Source organism: Kribbella jiaozuonensis, from assembly GCF_005233875.1.
In the GTDB taxonomy this organism is placed as follows: Bacteria; Actinomycetota; Actinomycetes; order Propionibacteriales; family Kribbellaceae; genus Kribbella; species Kribbella jiaozuonensis.
The window spans coordinates 434,663-453,991 of the sequence record NZ_SZPZ01000004.1 but is presented as its reverse complement, the minus strand read 5'-3'; the positions used below and the strand labels follow the sequence as shown (position 1 = coordinate 453,991).

Sequence of the window (19,329 nt, the reverse complement as noted above, 5' to 3'; positions counted from 1 at the left end):
GCTACCGGAGTCCGGTGAAGCCGATCGAGTCGACGATGCGCCGGCCGAAGAGCGTGAAGAGTGCGAGCATCGGGAACGCGGCGACGAGGGTGGCCGCCATCAGGCCGGCGAAGTCCGGCTGGGTCTGCGGTGAGGCCTGCTGGAAGACGCCGAGGGCAACGGTCAGCGGCCGGACGTCGGAGTTGCCGGCGATCATCAGCGGCCAGAAGTAGTCGTTCCAGGCGTTGATGAAGGTCAGCAGGGCGAGGGTGGTGATCGGCCCCTGGCTCATCGGGACCGTGATCCGGAACAGCAACCGGAACCGGCCGAGGCCGTCGATCAGCGCGGCGTCCTCGATCTCGGTCGGCAGCCCGAGCATGAACTGACGCAGGAAGAAGATGCTGAACGCCGAGAACAATGCGCCGGGCAGGATCAGACCGGCGAAGGTGTTGGTCAGGCCGAGGTCGTGGATCAGCACGAAGTTCGGCAGCAGGGTCATGATGCCGGGGATCATCAGCGCGCTGAGGAAGACGCCGAAGACCACGTCCCGGCCCCGCCAGCGCAACCGCGAGAACGCGTACGCCGCGAGCAGCGAACAGAACACCACCAGAACGGTGAGTGCGGTGGCGTAGATGACCGAGTTCCGCAGATATAGGCCGAGTTGGATGGTGGCGCCGGATCCGCCCTCGGCGACCGCCTGCTCACGGCTGGCGAGTCCGAGCACCCGCTCGAACGGCCCGAGCGTGACGTCGACCGGCAGCAGTGACGACGGGTGGTCGAGCAGCGCGAAGTTGTTGGACAGCGCCGTACGGACGATCCAGTAGAAGGGAAAGAGCGTGACGACCAGGAACAGCACCAGGTAGATCCAGGCAACGGTCCGGCCCAGGGATAGCTTCACGGTGGGCGCCTCAGTTCGTGTCGGACTCGTTGGCGCGCAGCAGCCGCAACTGCACGAAGGTGATCGCCAGCAGCAGCACGAACAGCGCCATCGACATGGTCAGCGCGTAGCCGAAGTCGAACTCGCTGAACCCCTTGGCGTAGATGTAGAGCGGCAGCACCTTCGACGCGTCGGCCGGCCCGCCTTTCGTGGTGACGGCCACGAGGTCGAAGACCTGGAACGAGCTGATCACGGTCAGTACGGCGACCATCGCCATGATCGGCCGCAGCAGCGGCAGCGTCAGGTACCGGAACATCCGCGGCTCGCTGGCGCCGTCGATCCGGCCGGCCTCGTAGATCTGCGGCGCGATCGTCTGCAGCCCGGCGAAGATCAGGATCGCGTTGTAGCCCATCGATTTCCAGACGCCGATGAACGCCAGCGTCGGGATCACCCAGCCCTGCGATCCGAGGAACAGGATCTCGTGGCCGGTGATCGCCTTGACCACGACGTTGACGATGCCGAGGCCCGGATCAAGCATCCACTGCCAGATCAGCGCCGCGACGACGCCGGACACCAGGAACGGCAGCAGCACGAGTCCGCGGATCACCGCCGAGCGGGTCAGCCGGTGCATGATCACCGCGGTCGCCAGCGACACGGCGAGACCGATGACGACGGAGAGTACGACGTACTCCGCGGTGACGGCGAGCGACTTCCAGAACACGGCGTCGGTCAGCAATCGACGGTAATTGTCCAGACCGGTCCAGGTCGGCGGCGTCAGGATGCGGAATCTCGTGAAGCTCAGGTAAATGCCACGCAATACCGGTACGGCGGCAAACGTGATGAAACCGGCGGCGGCCGGGAGAATGAGCACGAGGGCGAGTTTCCAGTCGGACCGATGGGCCGGTCCGGCGGCTCGTTGTGCGCGCAGGCGTGCGCCGGCGGCGACTGTCACCACAATGGGCTCCTTCGCGGAACAAATGCGGCGAGTCGCGGTTCGGAATGATCACCTGCGAATGCGGCGCGACTCGCGGAATTAACCTTGCCGACATTCAGTCATGGCGGCCCGCGGAGGTGCAACGACGCATCCCGGATCGGAAGTATTCGTCCGGCGAATAGGACCCTAGTCCGGGATCGGCAGCGTGCCGGCCGGCCGGTCCGCCGCCAGTACGAGGTCGACGAACGCCTGCGTGGCGCGGCTCAGCGGCCGTTCCGCGTGCCACCACAGGCCGACGTCGCGGTACAGGTGATGGCTGCTTACCTCGCGGACCTCGAGCCCGTCGGTACGCACCATCGCGGCCGCGAGACTGTTGACCAGCCCGATGCCGTGACCGGCCCGCACCATCGCCGCGAGCGTCGTCGGCTGGTGCGAGACGATCCCCGCGGCGGGCACGATCCGGCTGGCCTGCATGGCGGACCAGGCCTCGTAGCCGAGGCTGGGATCGCCGAGCGGATCGCCGATCGTGATCACCGGATGCGCCGCGACATCGTCGAGGCCGATCGAGTCGTGGTCCAGGACGGGATGCCCGGGTGGCGCCAGGACGACAAACGGTTCGCGCCAGATACCGCGGTGGATCAGGGCATGGTCGGCGGGCTCAGGACGGAGCGGACGCAGTGCGACGGCGGCGCGGCGGTCCGACAACCAGTCGTCGATCACCTGGACGTCCCCGTCGAGTACGGCGATCTCCAGCAGCGGGTTCGCCGTACGCAACTGCATCAGCAGGTCCGGCAGGAACTCCGAGCTGGCACTGGCGAAACTGGCGACGGCCAGCTTGCCGGTGAACGAGCCCGCCGTCGAGCGCATGTCGGAGACGGTGTCGTCCATCGCGGTGACGATCAGCCGGGCGCGGGGGAGCAGCCGCTGCCCGTCGTCGGTCAGGGTCAACGGCCGCATCCGGCGCTCGATCAGGACGCAGTCCAGCGCCCGCTCGAGACTGGCCACGCGAGCCGAGACCCGCGGCTGGGACAGATGCATCCGGGCCGCCGCGCGGGCGAATCCGCCGGAGTCGACGACCTCGATCCAGGTCCGGAGCCAGGACAATTCGACGTCCATCACGGTTGCCTCCTTCCGCAGCTCGGGCCGGTTTTCTCCGGACGGTACCAGTCGGCCGCCGCGGGTCCGCGGCCATCGGTATTCGTCGTACGAAAGGTCTGTATTCGTACATCGTCGTTGTTCCGGGCCGGTCCGGCGTGCCTGAATGGCAGAGCCGAATCAGCCTGGAACGGAAGGGCCCGCGAGTGGAACTCGAGATGCCGCAGGAGGCGCTGGGGCTGTTGTCGCCGGCGCGGCACGATCTTCGACCGGGCGACGAGGGCAACGTGATCGTCTCGGTCGAGACGTATGCGCTCGCCGTACCGCTCGCACAACCGCTGGCGGACTCGACCGCGGCGCTCACGTCGTGGACCGTCCCGGTGGTCGAGATCCGGACCGCCGACGGTCGCGTCGGCACCGGCATCTCCGGGGTCCACACCGGTTCGGAGATGTTGTGCCACGTCGTCGACCGGTACTACGCACCAGCGCTCGTCGGCGCATCGTCGGAGGACATCCTCGGGACCTGGAAGCGCCTGTACTGGTTGCCGACGCACTGGATCGGCCGTGCCGGCGTCGTGCATATGGCGCTGTCGATGGTCGACATCGCGCTCTGGGACCTGGCCGCGCAGCGCGCGGGTGTGCCGTTGTGGCGGCTGCTCGGCGGTTCCGCCGACCCGATCGAGACGTACAACACCGACGGTGGCTGGCTGAACCTGAGCGTCGCCGAGGTGGTCCGCGACCTCGGTTCGCTGATCGACCGCGGCTGGCGACGGGTGAAGATCAAGGTCGGTACGCCGGACTGGCGCGAGGACGCGTCCCGGGTCCGCGCCGTACGGAAGGCGGTCGGATCCGATATCACCGTGATGGCAGACGCCAACCAGCGTTGGGATCTCGCCACCGCGCAGCGGATGCTCCCGGTGCTCGCCGAGGCCGGGATGGACTGGATCGAGGAGCCGGTGCATGCCGACGACCTCGGCGCTCATCGCCGTCTGCAGGCCGTCGGGACGGTCGACGTTGCCGCGGGGGAGAGCCTGTACTCGTACCACGCATTCACCGGCCTGATCGAGGCCGACGCCGTCCGCGTGGTCCAGCCTGACGTGACCCGGCTGGCCGGCGTGACCGAGTGGTTGCAAGTCGCTCAGCATGCGGGAGCACGTGGGCTGCGGCTGGTCCCGCATGCCGGCGACATGATGCAGGTGCATCAGCATCTCGCCGGCGTCGTACTCAGTGAGAGTCCGCCGTTGCTGGAGTTCATTCCGTGGACGCAGGACGTGTTCGAGTCGCGCAGTGTGGTGAACGACGGGTTCGCCGAGCGGCCGCAGACGCCGGGTGCGTCGACCGCGGTACGCAAGGAGGCGCGGGAGAAATGGCAGTTGCGCGGTGTCGGCGGCCGGACCTCCGATGACTGAGGTACAGGTCGGCCGCACGGACCTGTTCGTGCCGCGGATCGGACTCGGAACCGCTGCCCTGGGCAACTTTCAGCAGGCGATCAGCGACTCCGATGCGATCACCGTGGTCGATTGCGCGCTCGACAGCAGGATCCGCTACCTCGACACGGCTCCGCTGTACGGGCACGGCCTCGCCGAGCAGCGGGTCGGTCGCGCGGTGGCGAAGGTCGACCGGGACCGGCTGGTGATCTCGACCAAGGTCGGTCGGCTGCTCCGCGCGGACGCGCCGCGCGACGAGACGCAGTACCACGACGGCGTGCCGTTCTACCTCGACGTACCGCCGGTCGGTCCGGTGTGGGACTACAGCTACGACGGCATCCGGCGTTCGGTCGAGGAGAGCCTGGAGCGGACCGGGCTCGACCGGTTCGACGTACTGCTCATGCACGACCCCGACGATCACCTCAGCGAGGCGGCCACGACCGGGTACGCCGCGCTGCGCGATCTGCGCTCGGCTGGGCTGGTGCGTGCGATCGGTGCGGGCATGAACCACTCGGCGCCACTCGCCGCGCTGGTTCGCGCGTGCGACCTCGACGTGGTCCTGCTCGCCGGCCGGTACACGCTGCTCGACCAGTCTTCGCTGGCCGACCTGATGCCGGCCTGCGAGGAGCGTGAGGTCTCGGTCGTGATCGGCGGCGTGTTCAACAGCGGCATCCTGGTCGATCCGTTGCCCGGGGCATCGTTCGACTACGTCCCGGCACGGGATGAGGTCGTCGCGAAGGCGGTCGCGATCCGGGACCTCTGCCGGAAGTACGACGTACCGCTGGCCGCGGCCGCGCTGCAGTTCCCGCTCGCACATCCGCGGGTCAGCACGGTGCTGATCGGTGCGCGGACCGTCAACGAACTCGACGCCGACCTGACGCTGCTGGACGTGGAGATCCCGCGCGCGTTGTGGACCGACCTGTGGAACGCCGGCCTGATCGACTGAGGGAGCGAACATGCGAGTCGACGCACATCACCATTTCTGGGATCCCGCGCGGTACAGCTACCCGTGGATGGTCGGCGACGTGATGGATCCGGTCCGGCGGGCGTTCACTCCCGACGACCTGCGCGACGTGCTGGTTGCTGCCGGCATCGATCGCACAGTGCTCGTCCAGACATTGTCCGACCTCGACGAGACGCGGGAGTTCCTGCGGCTGGACGCGGACTTCGTGGCCGGTGTCGTCGGGTGGGTCGACCTGACCTCACCGAAGGTCGGCGACGACCTGGATGAGCTGCTCGCCGGTCCCGGGCGGCTGATCGGGATCCGGCACCAGGTCCACGACGAGCCGGATGCCGACTGGTTGCTGCGGGACGACGTACGACGTGGTCTGACCACTGTGCAGGATCGCGGGCTGGCGTACGACGTACTCGTCCGCGCGCGGGAGCTGCCCGCTGCGATTGCCACCGCGCATGCGTTCCCGGACCTGCAGTTCGTGCTCGATCACATCGCGAAGCCGCGGATCGTGGATGGCGTCGATGCCGCGTGGAGCGAGTTGATGCCCGGTCTGGCCGCGGCACCGAATGTCGCCGTGAAGCTGTCGGGCATCGTGACCGAGGCCGACTGGAGCCGGTGGACGGCCGACGATCTGCGCCCGTTCGTGGAGCACGTCGTCGAGTGGTTCGACACAGACCGGGTGTTGTTCGGGTCGGACTGGCCGGTCTGCCTCCTGGCCGGCTCGTACGGCGAGGTGCTGGCCGGCCTGCAGGCTGCGCTGCCGGAGCTCAGCGCGGCCGAGCAGGAGCTGGTGTACGGCGGGAACGCCGAGCGCGTCTACTCGCTCTAGTTGCGCCCGGTCGACAACAGCCGAAGATCGCGGGCGCGCTGCACGGCGGTCGAACGGTCGGTCACGCCGAGCTTGGTGTAGATGTGCCGGATGTGCGTGTTCACGGTGTTCAGCGAGACCGACAGCTTGCCGGCGATCTCCGGACGGGTCAGGTTGGTCGGCAGGTAACGCAGTACGCGCAGCTCCGTCCGGCTGAGGGTATCGACCAGCCCGACCGGATCGACCGAGGTTGCGTCGATGATCTCGGTCATCAGCGCGGCGTGCGTCGCACTGTGCGACGGGAGGCCGGTGAGCAGCGATGCGGAACCGGTCATCAGGAACGGGAGGATGATGCGATCCGGCTCGGCATGATGCAGGGCGCGCTCGGTCGCGGCGCGGGCTGCCTTGTCGTCGCCCAGCGCCCGGCTCGCGTGCGCGTCGAGCAGATAGGCCTCGATCAAGCTGAGTCGCGGATTGCGAGATGCCGAGCCGTCCAGCACAGGACGGAGCTCGGCTCGTGCCGCGTCCGGCTCGTCTTCAGCGAGACGAAGTACGGCGATGGCGTTGCGGATCTCCGCGGTCGCAACGAGCCGCTCGTCGACGGCGGCGAGCGTCGCCCGGGCCTTGTCGAGCTGGCCGAGGCGGACTCGCAGCTCGATCATCCACCCGAGGACCCGAGCGGTCAGAGCATGCCTGCCGGTCATGCGCACCTCGGTCGCAGCCATCAGCGCGGCCAACGCCTCCTCATACCGACCCCGGCCCGCAGACAACGTCGCCGCAGCCAGGTGCAGGAGCAACTGGGTGCCTGGCTCACCACCCGCGGGTACGGCGTCCCGCGCCCGGGCGAGCCATTCCGCAGCCTGGTCGAACTCGCCGGTCCAGCTGAGCGTGCCGGCCAGGGTGATGTACGCGGGCGCGATCACAGGCTCTGACGCCCAGCCGTGCCGGGTCGCCAGCTCGACGGCATCGTTGCAGTACTGGCGGACTCTGGTCAGCGAGTCCCGGGTCGCGGCGAAGCCGAGGTGCGCGAGGCAGGCGACCTCGAGGTACGGACGCCCGATCTCACGGGCTGCCTCGGCGCCTTCCAGCAGATACTTCTCGCTCTCGGACAGCCGTAGTGACCAGGCGGCGGAGACGCCGAGATTGAGTAGCGCTGTGGCGCGTGCATCGTTGCTCAGCACAACGTCCGCGGTCGACGTGGTGGTTGCTGACGGCAACGCCTCGACGCGCTCGATGACGCCGTCGAAGTTGCCGCGCAGCCGGGCCGCCAGCAGATCGAGCGCGGCGATCGTCGTACGGACGCGATGCCGGCGATCCTCGGGAGCCTTGGTCAGGTCCGCGCGCGCGACCGCGAGATGAGCGACGGCCTCGTCCGGACGGCCGCGGTTGAGCTCGGCGACCGCGTGCGCAAGCGCCAGACCGCGGACTCCCGCGCCGCTCGGGAACGAGCGCAGCAGCGCGGCGACGGTCGCGGCCTGGCCGTCGAGTGTCAGGCCGAGCGCATGATCGGTGAGGAGCTGGGCCGCTTCGGTCCAGTCCCCGGCCGCCTGCAGATGCCGGGTCGACTCCGCGACATCGCCATGCTCCTCGAACCAGCCGGCCGCGACCCGATGCAGCTGATGTACGTCGTCCGTACGCCGCAACTCCAGCCGCAGCAGGTCCCGGAACAGGTTGTGATACCGGAACCAGGTCCGCTCATGATCGAGCGACACGACGAACGCGTTGGCGTCCTCGAGCGCGAGCAGGATCCGCTCGGAGCCTCGGGTGCCGGTCAGCAGCTCGGCCAGCTCGCCGTTGACCCGGTCCAGCACCGAGGTGCGGAGCAGCAGACGCTGTACCTCGGCCGGCTGATTGTCCAGCATCTCCGCCAGCAGGTACTCCGCGACGGTCCGGTCGGTGCCGGAGAACTCCGCGACGAACCGCTCGGGATCCGGATGCCCGGCCAGCGACAGGATCGCCAATCGCAGGCCGGCAGCCCAGCCCTCGGTCCGCTTCCGCAGTACGGCGAGAGACCGGTCCGTCAGCGTGATCCCGGCGGTCGCGAGCAGCTCGCGGGTCTCCGCCTCGGTGAACGGCAGGTCGGTGCCACGAATCTCGGCCAGCTCATCGAGCAGTCGCAGTCGTTGCAGCCGCAACGTCGACAGACCGCGGGTGGCCACGATCGCGTGGACACCCGTCGGTAGCGTCCTCAGCAGTGTCGTCAGCTGACCGATCGCCTCGGGCGAGCTGAGTTCGTGCAGATCATCGATGATCAGCACGAACTCGCCGTCAACGGCGGCCAGCTCGGCCTTGACGGCCTCCGGCCCGTTGAAGCCGGGTGCGGTCGGGGGCGGCTCCGAACTCCCGGTCGCGCGGCGAACGGCGTCGAGCAAGGCGAGCCAGAACAGCTGCGCGTCGTACTGGTCCGGACGGATCGACAGGTACGCCGTCGGTCGGCCGCTGTGCTCGGACCAGCTCCGCAGCAGCGAGGTCTTCCCGGTGCCGGCCGGCGCGGACACGATCGTGACCTGCTTCTTCGTGGCGCGGTCGAGCGCGGCGATCAGGTCGTGGCGGTGGATCAGACCTTGTGGAGCTGCGCCAGTTCGTCCGGGCACCCGGTCAGCGTAACCCCTGGAAATCACCGGATCCTGGCGACGCCGCTACGCGGTCCGCTCGCGAGGCTGGAACGACCAAGCCCGGAGGGAGATCAGCAATGTCCATCCCCGACACCGCGCCGGCGTTCCCGGAGTACGTTCCGGTGCCCGAGGCGGCACTCGGTCCAGAGCTGAACGCGGACGGTTATTACGTCGGACGCGTGCAGGGCAACCTGTTCTGGGTCACCGACGGCACCTATCAGTCCGCGTTCCTCGCGACACCCGACGGGGTGGTGCTTTTCGACGCACCGCCGACGATCGGCAACAACCTCCGCCGGGCCGTCGACGAGATCACCGCGGCCGAGAACCTGCCGAACACGGTGACGCACCTGGTGTACTCGCACCACCACGCCGACCATGCGGGGGCGTCGTACCTGTTCGGAGATGTGGTCCGGATCGGTCACGCGGAGACCCGGCGGCTGCTGCAGCGGGACAACGACCGGGCCCGGCCGGTGCCTGAGGTGACGTTCGAGGAGAACTACACGCTCGAGGTCGGCGGCTCGCGGGCCGAGCTCGCGTACCACGGGCCGAACCACTCGCCGGACAACATCTACATCCACTTCCCGGACCACGACACGATGATGCTGATCGACGTCGTGAACGTCGGCTGGGTACCGATCTACAACCTGAACCTCAGCGAGGACGTCCCCGGATACCTGGAGGCTCCCGACCGCGCGCAGGAGTACTCGTGGACGAACTACATCGGCGGTCACCTCGGCCGGCTCGGCACCCGTGACGACGTCGGACTGCATCAGCGCTACATCGCCGACATCGTGGACAGCTCACACGCCGCCCTCGGCTCGGTCGATCCGACGCCGTACTTCGCCAGGTACGGCGCGAACGCGTGGGCCGGTGTCGCCGGGTACCTCGACGCCGTCACCGATGCGGCCGCGGCGCCGGTCATCGCGAAGTACACCGGCGTTCTCGGGGCTGCCGACGTACCCGCGCTGACGACGACCACGACGTTCTCGATCCTGCAGTCGATCCGGCTCGATCTCGGCGGCGGATCGCAGGTGCACCCATGAGCGCGCGGGTGGCGATCGTCGTCGGCGCAGGCGGGGAGCTCGGCCGGGAGACGGCCGCGAAGCTGGCCGGGGCGGGCTTCACCGTCGTCGGAGTCGACCGGAATGCCGAGGCACTGAAGGAGTTGCCCGACGGCATCGAGTCGCGGGCCGCCGACACGACCGATCCCGCTGCGGCGAAGAGCATCGTCGACCAGATCGCAACCGAGGTCGGCCCGCCCGAGGTGCTCGTGAACACGCTCGGCACCTACCACCTGGGTGACGCGCTGGCCGCAACGCCGGACGACCTTCAGCTGATGCTGGACGTCAACGCGGGCGCCGCGCTCTGGCTCACGCAGGCAGTCGTGCCGTATCTGCGCGAGCGCGGGGGAGGGTCGATCGTGCACGTCGCGGCCCGACCTGGTCTCGAGCCGGCCGCGGGGATGACGACGTACGCCGTGAGCAAGGCGGCTCTGGTCCAGCTGGTCCGGGTGCTCGATCTCGAGCTGCGGCCGCTGGGGATTCGCGTGAACGCGGTCGCGCCGGCGCTGCTCGACACGGACAAGACCCGGCCGTACCTGCCGCCGGAAGTACTCGCCCATGCGGTGAAACCTGCGGCCGTGGCCGAGGTCATCGCGTTCCTGGTCAGTGATGCCGCCGCGGTCGTGAGCGGCGCGATCGTGCCGACGTACGGCGCCTGAGTTTGTGTAAGGACTGTCATGACGAATCGTCGTACCTTCCTCGCCGGTGGGGCCGCGCTGGCCGCGCTCCCGATGCTCGGCGAACTGCCTGCCAGCGCGGACACGCTGCCGGACTACGCACCGATCCCGCCGTCCGCGCTCGGCCCGGCGGTGAATGCGCAGGGCTACTTCGTCGGCCGGGTGCAGAAGAACCTGTACTGGGTCACGGACAGCACGTACCAGGCGGCGTTCCTGACGACGAAGGACGGGGTGGTCCTGTTCGACGCGCCGCCGTCGATCGGTCAGAACCTGCAGCGGGCGATCAACGAGATCGCGGCGGCGAACGGCGTACCGAACAAGGTGACGCACATCGTCTACTCGCACCATCACGCCGACCACCTCGGTGCGTCGTCGCTGTTCGGCAAGCACGTGACCCGGATCGGGCACACCGAGAACAAGAGATTGCTTGCCCGGGACAACGACCCGACGCGGCCGGTGCCGGACGTCACCTTCGAGAGTCGCAAGACGCTGCGGGTCGGCGGCGAGCGGATCGAGCTGGCGTACCACGGGACCAACCACACGCCGGACAACATCTACATCCACTTCCCGGACCACGACACGCTGATGCTCGTCGACGTCAACCTGCCCGGGTGGGTGCCGTTCGACTTCTTCAACATCAACGAGGACGTGCCCGGCTCGATGGCGGCGCCCGGCAAGGCCCTGTCGTATCCGTGGAAGCACTACATCGGCGGTCACATGGGCCGGCTCGGGACCCGGCAGGACATGGTCGTGTACCGGCAGTACATCGACGACATCGTCGCGAACGTGAAGCTGGCCCTGGCCAACGTCGACCCGACGCCGTACTTCGCGAAGTACGGGAACAACGCCTGGGCGGCGGTGAAGGAGTACCAGGCCGCGCAGGTGAAGTACGCGTCCGACCCGGTGATCAAGAAGTACCTCGGGGTCCTCGCCGCGGCCGACGTCTACACGGCGACCACGACGTTCCTGATCCTCGAATCGGTCCGCCTCGACCTCGGAGTGGGCTCCCAGATCCATCCCTGACGGGCACCGGATCATCGTCGGTTCGCGTGGCGGTCATTTCGGCGTTGCCTGGCGGATGCCGTGGAGTGTTTGGTTTCCGACATGACTGACGCCGCAATGACCGCCATCACCAGGAGGGGCCTGCTGGCCGCAGCCGGCACCGGCACGATCGTCGCGCTGGCCCCGGTGAGCTTCGCCGCAGCCGCGACCGGTACCAAGACCCAGGTGGTGGAAGGGCATATCGCACCCGGGCCGACCGACTTCGTGTACCTGCCGGTCAATGTCCCGCGAGGTGTGCAGCAGATCTCGGTGAGCTACAGCTACTCCAAGCCGGCGGTTCCCGCGGGTACGCCGGGCAACTCCTGCGACATCGGGATCTTCGACGCGCGCGGTTTCGACTTCGACGGGTCCGGCTTCCGCGGCTGGTCCGGTGGTTTCCGCACCGAGTTCAGCATCAGCCGGACCGAAGCGACCCCGGGATACCTGCCCGGCGACGTGATGCCGGGGACGTGGCACATCGTCCTCGGCCCGTACCAGGTCGCCCCGCCGGGTCTGGACTACCACGTCGAGATCACGCTCACGTACGGCGAGCCCGGGCCGCGCTACGTCCCGGCGTACCCGCCGACCCGGGCGAAGGGACGCGGCCGGGACTGGTACCGCGGCGACTGCCACCTGCACACCGTGTACTCCGACGGCCGCAACCTGCCTGCCGACGTCGCCGCGGGCGCCCGTGCGGCCGGCCTGGACTTCATCGTGTCGACCGATCACAACACCAACGCCTCGCACGGCTCATGGGGGCCGTACGCCGGCGATGACCTGCTGATCGTCACGGGGGAGGAGGTCACGACCCGCAACGGCCATTGGCTCGCTCTCGGTACCCGTCCGGGTCAGTGGGTGGATTGGCGGTTCCGGGCTCGCGACGGTGTCTTCGACCGGATCCAGCAGCAGGTTCATCGGGTCGGCGGGCTGTGCGTCTCGGCGCATATGTACTGCCCGTGGATCGCCAGCGAGTGGAAGTTCGGGTTCGAGGGACTCGACGCGACCGAGGTGTGGACCGGCCCGTGGGGTTGGGACGACGACGCCGCGGTGTCCACCTGGGCGAACCTGCTGGCTGCGGCGGTGCGGGAGAAGAAGCGGTGGCTACCCGCGATGGGCAACAGCGACGCGCACAACCCCGGCAACGTGATCGGCCTGCCGCACAACGTCGTACTCGCTGATGACCTGACCAAGGACGCGATCCTGGCGGGTATCCGGGCCGGGCGGTCGTGGATCGCCGAGTCCGCGCAGGTCGACCTCGAGTTCACGGCGACCTCGGCGTACGGGCGCAAGGCTGGGATCGGTGAGCGGCTGTCGGCGCAACCCAACGAGCAGATCACGGTCAGCGCGCGGGTCAGCGGCGTACCGAACGGCACTGTGCGGATCCTGACCGATGAAGGGCAGATGCTGCAGAGCAGCCTCGACAGCACCGGAGCCGGCACGGTGACCTGGCTGACCACGCCGTTGTCGGCCGCGTTCGTCCGCGCGGAGGTTCGTCACCCGCTTGCGGACGGGACGGCCGGTCATACGTCGATGGACCCGGGCCTGACCTTCGGGGCGATGGCGGCACTGACCAACCCGATCTTCCTCGGCAAGAGCTAGGTCTAGGCTCTGGTGTGTTCTCAGTTGTCGGGAAGACACCAGCGGAGGTCTCGGTGAAGCTCGGGCTGCACTACTGGACGTACTCCGATCCGGCCGACACGGCCGGGATCGCGCCGACCCTGGCCGAGACGGCCCGGATCGCCGAGGACGCCGGGTTCCACCGGTTCACCGTGATGGACCACTACTTCCAGATGGAGCATCGCGGCGACGCCGAGGAGCCCATGCTGGAGGGGTACACCACGCTCGGCTATGTAGCCGCTCGAACCGAGCGGCTACAGCTGGGCCTGCTGGTCACCGGTGTGATGTACCGCTATCCCGGTCTGCTCGCGAAGATCGTGACCACGCTGGACGTGCTGTCTGGTGGTCGCGCGTTCCTTGGTATCGGCGCGTCTTGGTACGAGCGGGAGCAGCGTGCTCTCGGCGTACCGGTGGTGCCGATGGGTGAGCGTTTCGAGCGGCTCGAGGAGAGCCTGCAGATCTGTCAGCAGATGTGGAGCGACAACAACGGGCCGTACGACGGCCGCCACTACCAGCTGGCGGAGACGCTGTGCGTGCCTGCGCCGATCTCGTCTCCGCGACCGCAGATCATGGTCGGCGGCGGAGGCGAGAAGAAGACGCTGCTGCTGGTCGCGCGGTACGCCGACGCGTGCAACCTGTTCGCGGTCAGCCCTGAGGATGTGGCGCACAAGCTCGACGTACTGCGTGCACACTGTGACGCCGAGGGCCGCGACTACGACAGCATCACCAAGACCGCTGTGTACACCGATCGCGCGCTCGAGGACCCGGACGCCTTCCTCGCCGCCGCCGAACAGTACGCGCAGCTCGGCATCACCGAGTTGCAGTTCATGCCGGACCGCAACCCGGTCGAGTTCGCCACTCGCCTGGCCGACGAGGTGATCCCGCGCCTCGCCTAGTGGTCAGGCCGGCTGGGTGATGACGATCTTGCCGAAGCCGCCGCCGTCGACGTAGTACTGGAAGGCGGCCGGGGTCTCCTCGAAGGGGAAGACCCGGTCGATGACCGGGCGCAGGCCGGACGCGGCGATGGCCTTGTTCATCGCCTCGAAGTGCGCCCGGTGTCCGAGCGCGATCGGCCGAAGCGTGACGGACGAGGTGAACAGCAGGCGGGCGTCGACCGGGTCGGCGCCGCCCAGCGATCCGACGAAGGCGATCTCGCCGCCGGTGGCCGTGGCGCGCAGCGACTCGTTCAAGGTCCCGGCCACGTCGACGACGTGATCGACGCCGCGCCCGTCCGTCAGCTCGCGCACCTGCTTGGACCAGTCCGGCGTGTCCCTGTGATTGATGACTGCGTCCGCACCGAGCTCGGTGAGTCGGGCTGCCTTCTCGTCACTGCCGGCCGTCGCGATCACCCGCGCGCCGAGCAACTTGGCCAGCTGCAAGGCGAACAGCGACACCCCGCCGGACCCCAACGTCAGGACGGATTCGCCAGGCACCAAGCCCTGACCGCCCACCAAAGCATTCCACGCCGTCACCGCCACACACGGCAGCGTCGCCGCCTCCTCGAACGTGAGGTCCCCAGGAATCGGCAGCACCCCGTCCTGATCGAGTACGGCGTACTCCGTCAGCAGACCGTCGAGCGAACCCCCGAGCTGATCCGCGCGGGCAAGGTCGAACCGCCCGTCGAACCAGCGCGGGAACACTACCCCCATCACCCGGTCCCCGACCTGGAACCGGTCGACCTCGGCACCTACTGCGACGACCTCGCCGGCTCCGTCGGACGCGGCGATGATGTCGTCGGCGACCGGGAGCGGGTAGCGGCCACGCAGAATATTCAGCTCCCGAGCGCTGAGCGAGTTGGCCCGGATCCGGATCAGCACCTCAGTCGGACCAGGCTCCGGCACTGGGTGTTCACGCAGCCGCAGGCTCTCGAGGCCGCCGCCGTACTGGATGTGATAACTCTTCATCGTTTGCACGGCTCAACACTGTCCTCGTCACCTGCCACCCTCAATTCCCTCTCAGGAATCGTTGAGGTCGGCGTACGGCTGGAGTTCTCTGAGCAGGGCGGCCTTGGGGTGGGCTCCGACGATGGACTTGGCGAGTTCGCCGTTCACGTAGACGTTGATGGTCGGGATGCTGATCACGCCGTAGAACGCCGGTGTGGTGGGGTTCTCGTCGATGTTCAGCTTGACGAAGGTCAGCTTGTCGCCGTGTTCGGCGGCCAGGGCCTCGAGGACGGGAGTGACCTGCCGGCAGGGGCCACACCACTCGGCCCAGAAGTCGACGACGACCGGTTTGTCGCTGTCCATGATCATCGTGCCGAACTCGCTGTCGGTGACGTTGTGCATGACGTTTCCTCCGATGGTGGATCAGCCGAAGCTGAAGGTGAAGGCGGAGATGCCGGGGCTGTAGGTCAGGGTCATGGTCTTGCGTTCCTGAGCGGGCTTGTCGACCAGCTGGTAGGCATTCGGTGTGCCCGAGACCTTGATGGTTCTGTCGGGTTCGCCGGGGATGGAGACCGTGACCGTGCCCTGGCCGGACAGCACGTGGTAGACCTTCGCGGCGTTGTAGTTGAGGCGTGCCTTGGACCCGGTGGTGGAGGTGACGCTCTGCGTGCCGACCTTCCAGTTGCCGCCGAGGCTGTAGGTGTCGTCGGACTGGGCGGAATTGAGGCCGAAGGCAACTGTCTTGCCAGGGGTCAGCTTGCCGGTGCCGCGCAGGTTGGCCGAGCGCGAGTAGGCGAGGTACGTCTCCGGCGTCGTCCCTGCACCGCCGATCGAGGGCGCTTTCACCGTGCCGTCGACCGGAGCCGGCAGTTGTACTTCGGGATTCGCGTCCTTGAGCAGCTGCCGGATCTGGTCCTCGGTCTGCCCGTATCCGCCCTCGCCGAACTTGATCGAGCGAACGGTGCCGCCGGCATCGACCAGGTACTTCGCCGGCCAGTACTGGTTGCGGTACTGCGTCCAGGTCGCCAGATTGTTGTCCTGGCCAACGGGATACGCGATGCCCTCCTTGCGGATCGCGGACTCCAGGTTCCCGGCGCTCTTCTCGAACGCGAACTCAGGCGAGTGGATGCCGACGATCTCGAGACCGAGGGAGCGATAGGCCTTGTCCCAGGCGAGCAGGTGCGGAGTGGCGCGCTGGCAGTTGATGCACGAGTACGCCCAGAAGTCGACCAGGACGACCTTGCCCTTGAGCCCGCCGATGCTCGCCGGCTTGCCGCCCGGGGTGTTGAACCACTTCTGCGTGCCGGTGAACTCGGGCGCCGCTCCGCAGGAGGCGAGCTCCGCGGCACCAGGCGTGCATTTGGCCAGGTCCTGCCCGCCCTGCCCGAGGGCCGGTGCAAGGACACCTTGGACCGTCTTGTTCTCGGCAACCTTCTTCTCCAGGCCGCTGGTGTAGCTGGGCAGTGAGCGCTGGATGACATCGGTGATGTTGAACGCGAGTGCGATCGCGAGCAGGATCATCACGATCCCGCCGCCGATCCGGAAGCCGCGGGCGTGGTCGCGGTACGCCTTCACGCGTTGCGAGATCCGTGACCCCGCCGACGCGAAGATCAGCAGCGGCAGCGCCGCACCCAACGCGAACGAGACGGTCAGTACGACGGTGCGCCAGCCGACATTGCCGGTCGCGCCGGCGACGGTGATCGCGGCGAGGACCGGGCCGGCGCACGGGACGTACAAGGTGCCGAGACCGAGACCGAGCACGAACGCGCCGTTGTTGTTCCGGTTGATCTTCGGCAGCCGGTAGAACGGCTTCTCGATCCAGTGGCCGAGCGCGGGGAAGATCAGGCCGAGCCCGACCAGGGTCAGGATCGTGAGTCCGCCCCAGCGGAGGAAGTCGTCCGGCAGTCCGAGCGCCGACAGGATCACCGATCCGGTCAGCGTGAACAGGCTGAAGCTCACCACGATGCCCGCGATGATCTTCAGCGGCCGGAAGTCTCGGGCCTTCTTCACAGCGGGCTCGTCCAGGAGGACACCGCCGCCCGCAGACGCGGTCTTGCGGGCCGGCTCGGTCTTACCGGCGGTGCCGGCGAAGAAGATGATCGGAAGCATCGGCAGCACGCAGGGAGAGACCCCGGTGATCAGGCCGCCGACCAAGCCGATGAAGGCCAGTGTGATCATCGGGAACGCTCCAATGCTCGGTGATTGACAAGACATCAGCACTTCGTTCCTGCACCCCGTCCGGATGGCTCTCGGACGGAAGTTCTCGCCGCCACCCATCCGCACGCCATCCAGCCCCGAAGACCGTTCGACTGCGGTTGTGCTCAACGCCGTACGGACAGGGAAGGGGCAGTCATGAGTGACGCAACACGTCGCGGATTTCTGGTTTTCGCGGGGGCGGGTACGGCGGCGGCCGTCGGGGCCGTCGCAGTACCGAAGATCTTCAGCGACGAAGCCGGGGATGCAGGGTCGCAGCTGGCGGCTGAGGATCTCACCGGCGCCGATTCGTTCGTGGTGCATGTCAAGGACGTGAAGAGCGGCCGGCTGGCGATCATGGTCGGCGAGCGCGAGGTCCTGGTCACCGATCGTGAACTCGCCGCACGCCTCGCCGGCGTGACGACGGCCTGAGAAGGGGAGAGTCATGTCTTCGCATCGTGAAGCGCCGGAGATCTCGAAGGACCCGGTCGCGGACAACACCGATGTCTACGCGTTCGTGTCGCCGGACAAGCCGGACACCGTCACGATCATCGCCAACTTCATCCCGTTCCAGAACCCGTACGGCGGGCCGAACTTCTACGAGTTCGGCGACGACGTGCTGTACCAGCTGCACATCTCCAACAGCGGAACCGGTCAGGCCGACATCAGCTACCAGTTCCGTTTCCACGCCGAGATCCGGAACAAGAAGACGTTCCTGTACAACACCGGTCCGATCTCCTCGATCAAGGACCCGAACTGGAACCGCCCTCAGTTCTACTCGGTCACCCGCGTCGACCACGGTCGCTCGCGGATCCTGGCCCGCAACCTGGCCGCGCCGCCGGTCAACGTCGGCATCCGCAGTACGCCGAACTACGCCAAGCTAGCCGGTCAGGCGATCCACACGATCGGGACCAACCGGAAGGTGTTCGCCGGCCAGCGCGCCGACGGGTTCTTCGCCGACCTCGGCAGCATCTTCGACCTCGGCACGCTGCGACCGTTCCAGATGGCGCACCTGATCCCGTCGGCCGCGGCGATGGGCGTGAACGGGCTGCAAGGCTCGAACGTCCACACGATCGCGCTCCAGGTCCCGATCAGCGATCTGACCCGCGACGGCCGGCGGCCCAAGGACGTCCTGGACGCGAAATCCGTGATCGGCGTCTATGCGAGCGCGAGCCGTCAGCAGTCCAAGATCCTGGACGGCGGCGTCCCGGTCTGGCACGGCCCGTACAAGCAGGTGTCGCGGCTGGGCAACCCGCTGTTCAACGAGGTCATCGTGCCGATGGCCGAGAAGGACAAGTGGAACAGCCTGCCCCCGTCGGGGGACAAGCGGTTCGCCGGGTACGTGACGAAGCCGGAGCTCGCCGGGCTGCTTCCGGTGCTGTACCCCGGGGTGTTCCCGCGGCTCGCGGCGTACAAGAAACCGCGTGCGGACCTGGCTGCGATCCTGCTGACCGGCATCCCGAAGGGTGTGGTGCCCGGGTTCCAGAACTACACCGGGCCGGTGCAGGCGGACATGCTGCGGCTGAACGTCGCCGTACCGCCGGCCAAGTCGCCGAACCCGCTCGGACTGGTCGCGGGCGACGCGGCCGGGTTCCCGAACGGACGGCGGGTCTTCGACGACGTCGTCACGGTCGAACTGCGCGCCGTGGCCGGTCTCACGATCCCGCTCGTCGACCCTGCCTTCACGCCGGACGACGCCGCCGGTGCGATCAAGGACGGTACGTCGAACACCAACTCCGACTACCTCAAGTGGTTCCCCTACCTCGGCACTCCGGCCGGAGGCTACTCCTCCAAGCCCGGCATGCCCGCGGTCTCATGAGCAGGCCGCTGACCAACGCCGAGGAGAACCCGCACGCCGGCAAGGGTTCCTCGGTGCTGCTCGACATCGGCGACGGGGTCGGCGCGATCGTTCTCACGCTGCCCGCCGACCTCGAGGACGCCGAGATCGAACGCCGCCCGGCCGGCGAGCACCACCCCGGGCACACGCATTTTCCTCACATAGCGGTCGTTCCGCGTGCGACACCTGACGGTACGACGAACTACTCCGCGGTCTTCTTCGATGTACCGGAAGGTCGCTACAACCTGCACGTCATTCCGGACGGTCCGGCCCGCCTCAGCGTCGAAGTCATCGGGGGCGAGGTCACCGAGGCGACCTGGCCGTCCTGAG

General features: G+C 67.9%; 18 protein-coding genes. 11 read left to right on the top strand and 7 right to left on the bottom strand.

What is annotated here, in order from left to right:
• Nucleotide 1: 1 nt before the first annotated feature.
• The 3 genes from FDA38_RS28280 to FDA38_RS28270 form a co-directional block, all read right to left on the bottom strand.
• Nucleotides 2–877, bottom strand: coding sequence for a carbohydrate ABC transporter permease (locus FDA38_RS28280; RefSeq protein WP_202877868.1), 876 nt, complete (start codon nucleotides 875–877; stop codon nucleotides 2–4).
• A 10-nt stretch (nucleotides 878–887) separates the two neighbouring features.
• Nucleotides 888–1,811 (bottom strand): carbohydrate ABC transporter permease, encoded by a 924-nt coding sequence (locus tag FDA38_RS28275; protein WP_233714969.1) that lies wholly within the window; start codon nucleotides 1,809–1,811, stop codon nucleotides 888–890.
• A gap of 165 nt (nucleotides 1,812–1,976) precedes the next feature.
• Nucleotides 1,977–2,906 carry a LysR family transcriptional regulator gene (locus tag FDA38_RS28270; RefSeq protein WP_137257173.1) on the bottom strand — a complete coding sequence of 310 codons (930 nt, stop codon included), beginning with the start codon at nucleotides 2,904–2,906 and terminating at the stop codon, nucleotides 1,977–1,979.
• A gap of 185 nt (nucleotides 2,907–3,091) precedes the next feature.
• On the opposite strand from FDA38_RS28270, the gene FDA38_RS28265 reads away from it, so the two are divergent.
• Genes FDA38_RS28265 through FDA38_RS28255 form a run of 3 tightly spaced genes read left to right on the top strand, consistent with a single transcriptional unit; the run spans nucleotide 3,092 to nucleotide 6,096 of the window.
• Nucleotides 3,092–4,294: a mandelate racemase/muconate lactonizing enzyme family protein gene (locus FDA38_RS28265; RefSeq protein WP_202877867.1), complete on the top strand. Its 1,203-nt coding sequence runs from the start codon at nucleotides 3,092–3,094 to the stop codon at nucleotides 4,292–4,294.
• A complete protein-coding gene (locus FDA38_RS28260; protein ID WP_137257172.1) occupies nucleotides 4,287–5,258 on the top strand; it encodes an aldo/keto reductase in 972 nt (323 codons plus the stop codon). The genes FDA38_RS28265 and FDA38_RS28260 overlap by 8 nt, the downstream gene beginning before the upstream one ends.
• Before the next feature lie 10 nt (nucleotides 5,259–5,268).
• Nucleotides 5,269–6,096: an amidohydrolase family protein gene (locus FDA38_RS28255; RefSeq protein WP_137257171.1), complete on the top strand. Its 828-nt coding sequence runs from the start codon at nucleotides 5,269–5,271 to the stop codon at nucleotides 6,094–6,096.
• On the opposite strand, the gene FDA38_RS43565 is transcribed toward FDA38_RS28255, so the two are convergent.
• The gene (locus FDA38_RS43565; protein WP_137257170.1) at nucleotides 6,093–8,669 is read right to left on the bottom strand and encodes a LuxR C-terminal-related transcriptional regulator; all 2,577 of its coding nucleotides are present in this window, start codon (nucleotides 8,667–8,669) and stop codon (nucleotides 6,093–6,095) included. The two genes, FDA38_RS28255 and FDA38_RS43565, sit on opposite strands and share 4 nt — an antisense overlap.
• Before the next feature lie 98 nt (nucleotides 8,670–8,767).
• Between FDA38_RS43565 and FDA38_RS28245 the strand changes: the two genes are divergently transcribed.
• The 5 genes from FDA38_RS28245 (at nucleotide 8,768) to FDA38_RS28225 (ending at nucleotide 13,982) form a co-directional block, all read left to right on the top strand.
• Nucleotides 8,768–9,733, top strand: a complete 966-nt coding sequence (locus FDA38_RS28245; protein ID WP_137257169.1) for an MBL fold metallo-hydrolase — start codon at nucleotides 8,768–8,770, stop codon at nucleotides 9,731–9,733.
• Nucleotides 9,730–10,410, top strand: coding sequence for an SDR family NAD(P)-dependent oxidoreductase (locus tag FDA38_RS28240; protein WP_137257168.1), 681 nt, complete (start codon nucleotides 9,730–9,732; stop codon nucleotides 10,408–10,410). The genes FDA38_RS28245 and FDA38_RS28240 overlap by 4 nt, the downstream gene beginning before the upstream one ends.
• Before the next feature lie 18 nt (nucleotides 10,411–10,428).
• Nucleotides 10,429–11,451 (top strand): MBL fold metallo-hydrolase, encoded by a 1,023-nt coding sequence (locus FDA38_RS28235; RefSeq protein WP_137257167.1) that lies wholly within the window; start codon nucleotides 10,429–10,431, stop codon nucleotides 11,449–11,451.
• Between the two features lie 81 nt (nucleotides 11,452–11,532).
• Complete coding sequence (locus tag FDA38_RS28230) at nucleotides 11,533–13,068, top strand: CehA/McbA family metallohydrolase (RefSeq protein WP_170989902.1); 1,536 nt, start codon at nucleotides 11,533–11,535, stop codon at nucleotides 13,066–13,068.
• Between the two features lie 53 nt (nucleotides 13,069–13,121).
• The gene (locus FDA38_RS28225; protein WP_137257166.1) at nucleotides 13,122–13,982 is read left to right on the top strand and encodes an LLM class F420-dependent oxidoreductase; all 861 of its coding nucleotides are present in this window, start codon (nucleotides 13,122–13,124) and stop codon (nucleotides 13,980–13,982) included.
• Nucleotides 13,983–13,985: 3 nt separating this feature from the next.
• Here FDA38_RS28225 and FDA38_RS28220 read toward each other — a convergent pair whose 3' ends face one another.
• The 3 genes from FDA38_RS28220 to FDA38_RS28210 are packed head-to-tail and all read right to left on the bottom strand — an operon-like array spanning nucleotide 13,986 to nucleotide 17,147.
• Nucleotides 13,986–14,990: a zinc-dependent alcohol dehydrogenase family protein gene (locus FDA38_RS28220; RefSeq protein ID WP_137257165.1), complete on the bottom strand. Its 1,005-nt coding sequence runs from the start codon at nucleotides 14,988–14,990 to the stop codon at nucleotides 13,986–13,988.
• Nucleotides 14,991–15,041: 51 nt separating this feature from the next.
• On the bottom strand, nucleotides 15,042–15,371 hold the full coding sequence (gene trxA, locus FDA38_RS28215; protein ID WP_137257164.1) for a thioredoxin: 330 nt from the start codon (nucleotides 15,369–15,371) through the stop codon (nucleotides 15,042–15,044).
• 21 nt (nucleotides 15,372–15,392) lie between these two features.
• Nucleotides 15,393–17,147: a cytochrome c biogenesis protein CcdA gene (locus FDA38_RS28210; RefSeq protein WP_137257163.1), complete on the bottom strand. Its 1,755-nt coding sequence runs from the start codon at nucleotides 17,145–17,147 to the stop codon at nucleotides 15,393–15,395.
• A gap of 174 nt (nucleotides 17,148–17,321) precedes the next feature.
• Here FDA38_RS28210 and FDA38_RS28205 point away from each other — a divergent pair, with 174 nt between their 5' ends.
• Genes FDA38_RS28205 through FDA38_RS28195 form a run of 3 tightly spaced genes read left to right on the top strand, consistent with a single transcriptional unit; the run spans nucleotide 17,322 to nucleotide 19,328 of the window.
• Nucleotides 17,322–17,594: a twin-arginine translocation signal domain-containing protein gene (locus FDA38_RS28205; protein WP_137257162.1), complete on the top strand. Its 273-nt coding sequence runs from the start codon at nucleotides 17,322–17,324 to the stop codon at nucleotides 17,592–17,594.
• A 13-nt stretch (nucleotides 17,595–17,607) separates the two neighbouring features.
• Nucleotides 17,608–18,981: a DUF4331 domain-containing protein gene (locus FDA38_RS28200; RefSeq protein ID WP_137257161.1), complete on the top strand. Its 1,374-nt coding sequence runs from the start codon at nucleotides 17,608–17,610 to the stop codon at nucleotides 18,979–18,981.
• Nucleotides 18,978–19,328 (top strand): hypothetical protein, encoded by a 351-nt coding sequence (locus tag FDA38_RS28195; RefSeq protein ID WP_137257160.1) that lies wholly within the window; start codon nucleotides 18,978–18,980, stop codon nucleotides 19,326–19,328. The genes FDA38_RS28200 and FDA38_RS28195 overlap by 4 nt, the downstream gene beginning before the upstream one ends.
• Nucleotide 19,329: the final 1 nt, after the last annotated feature.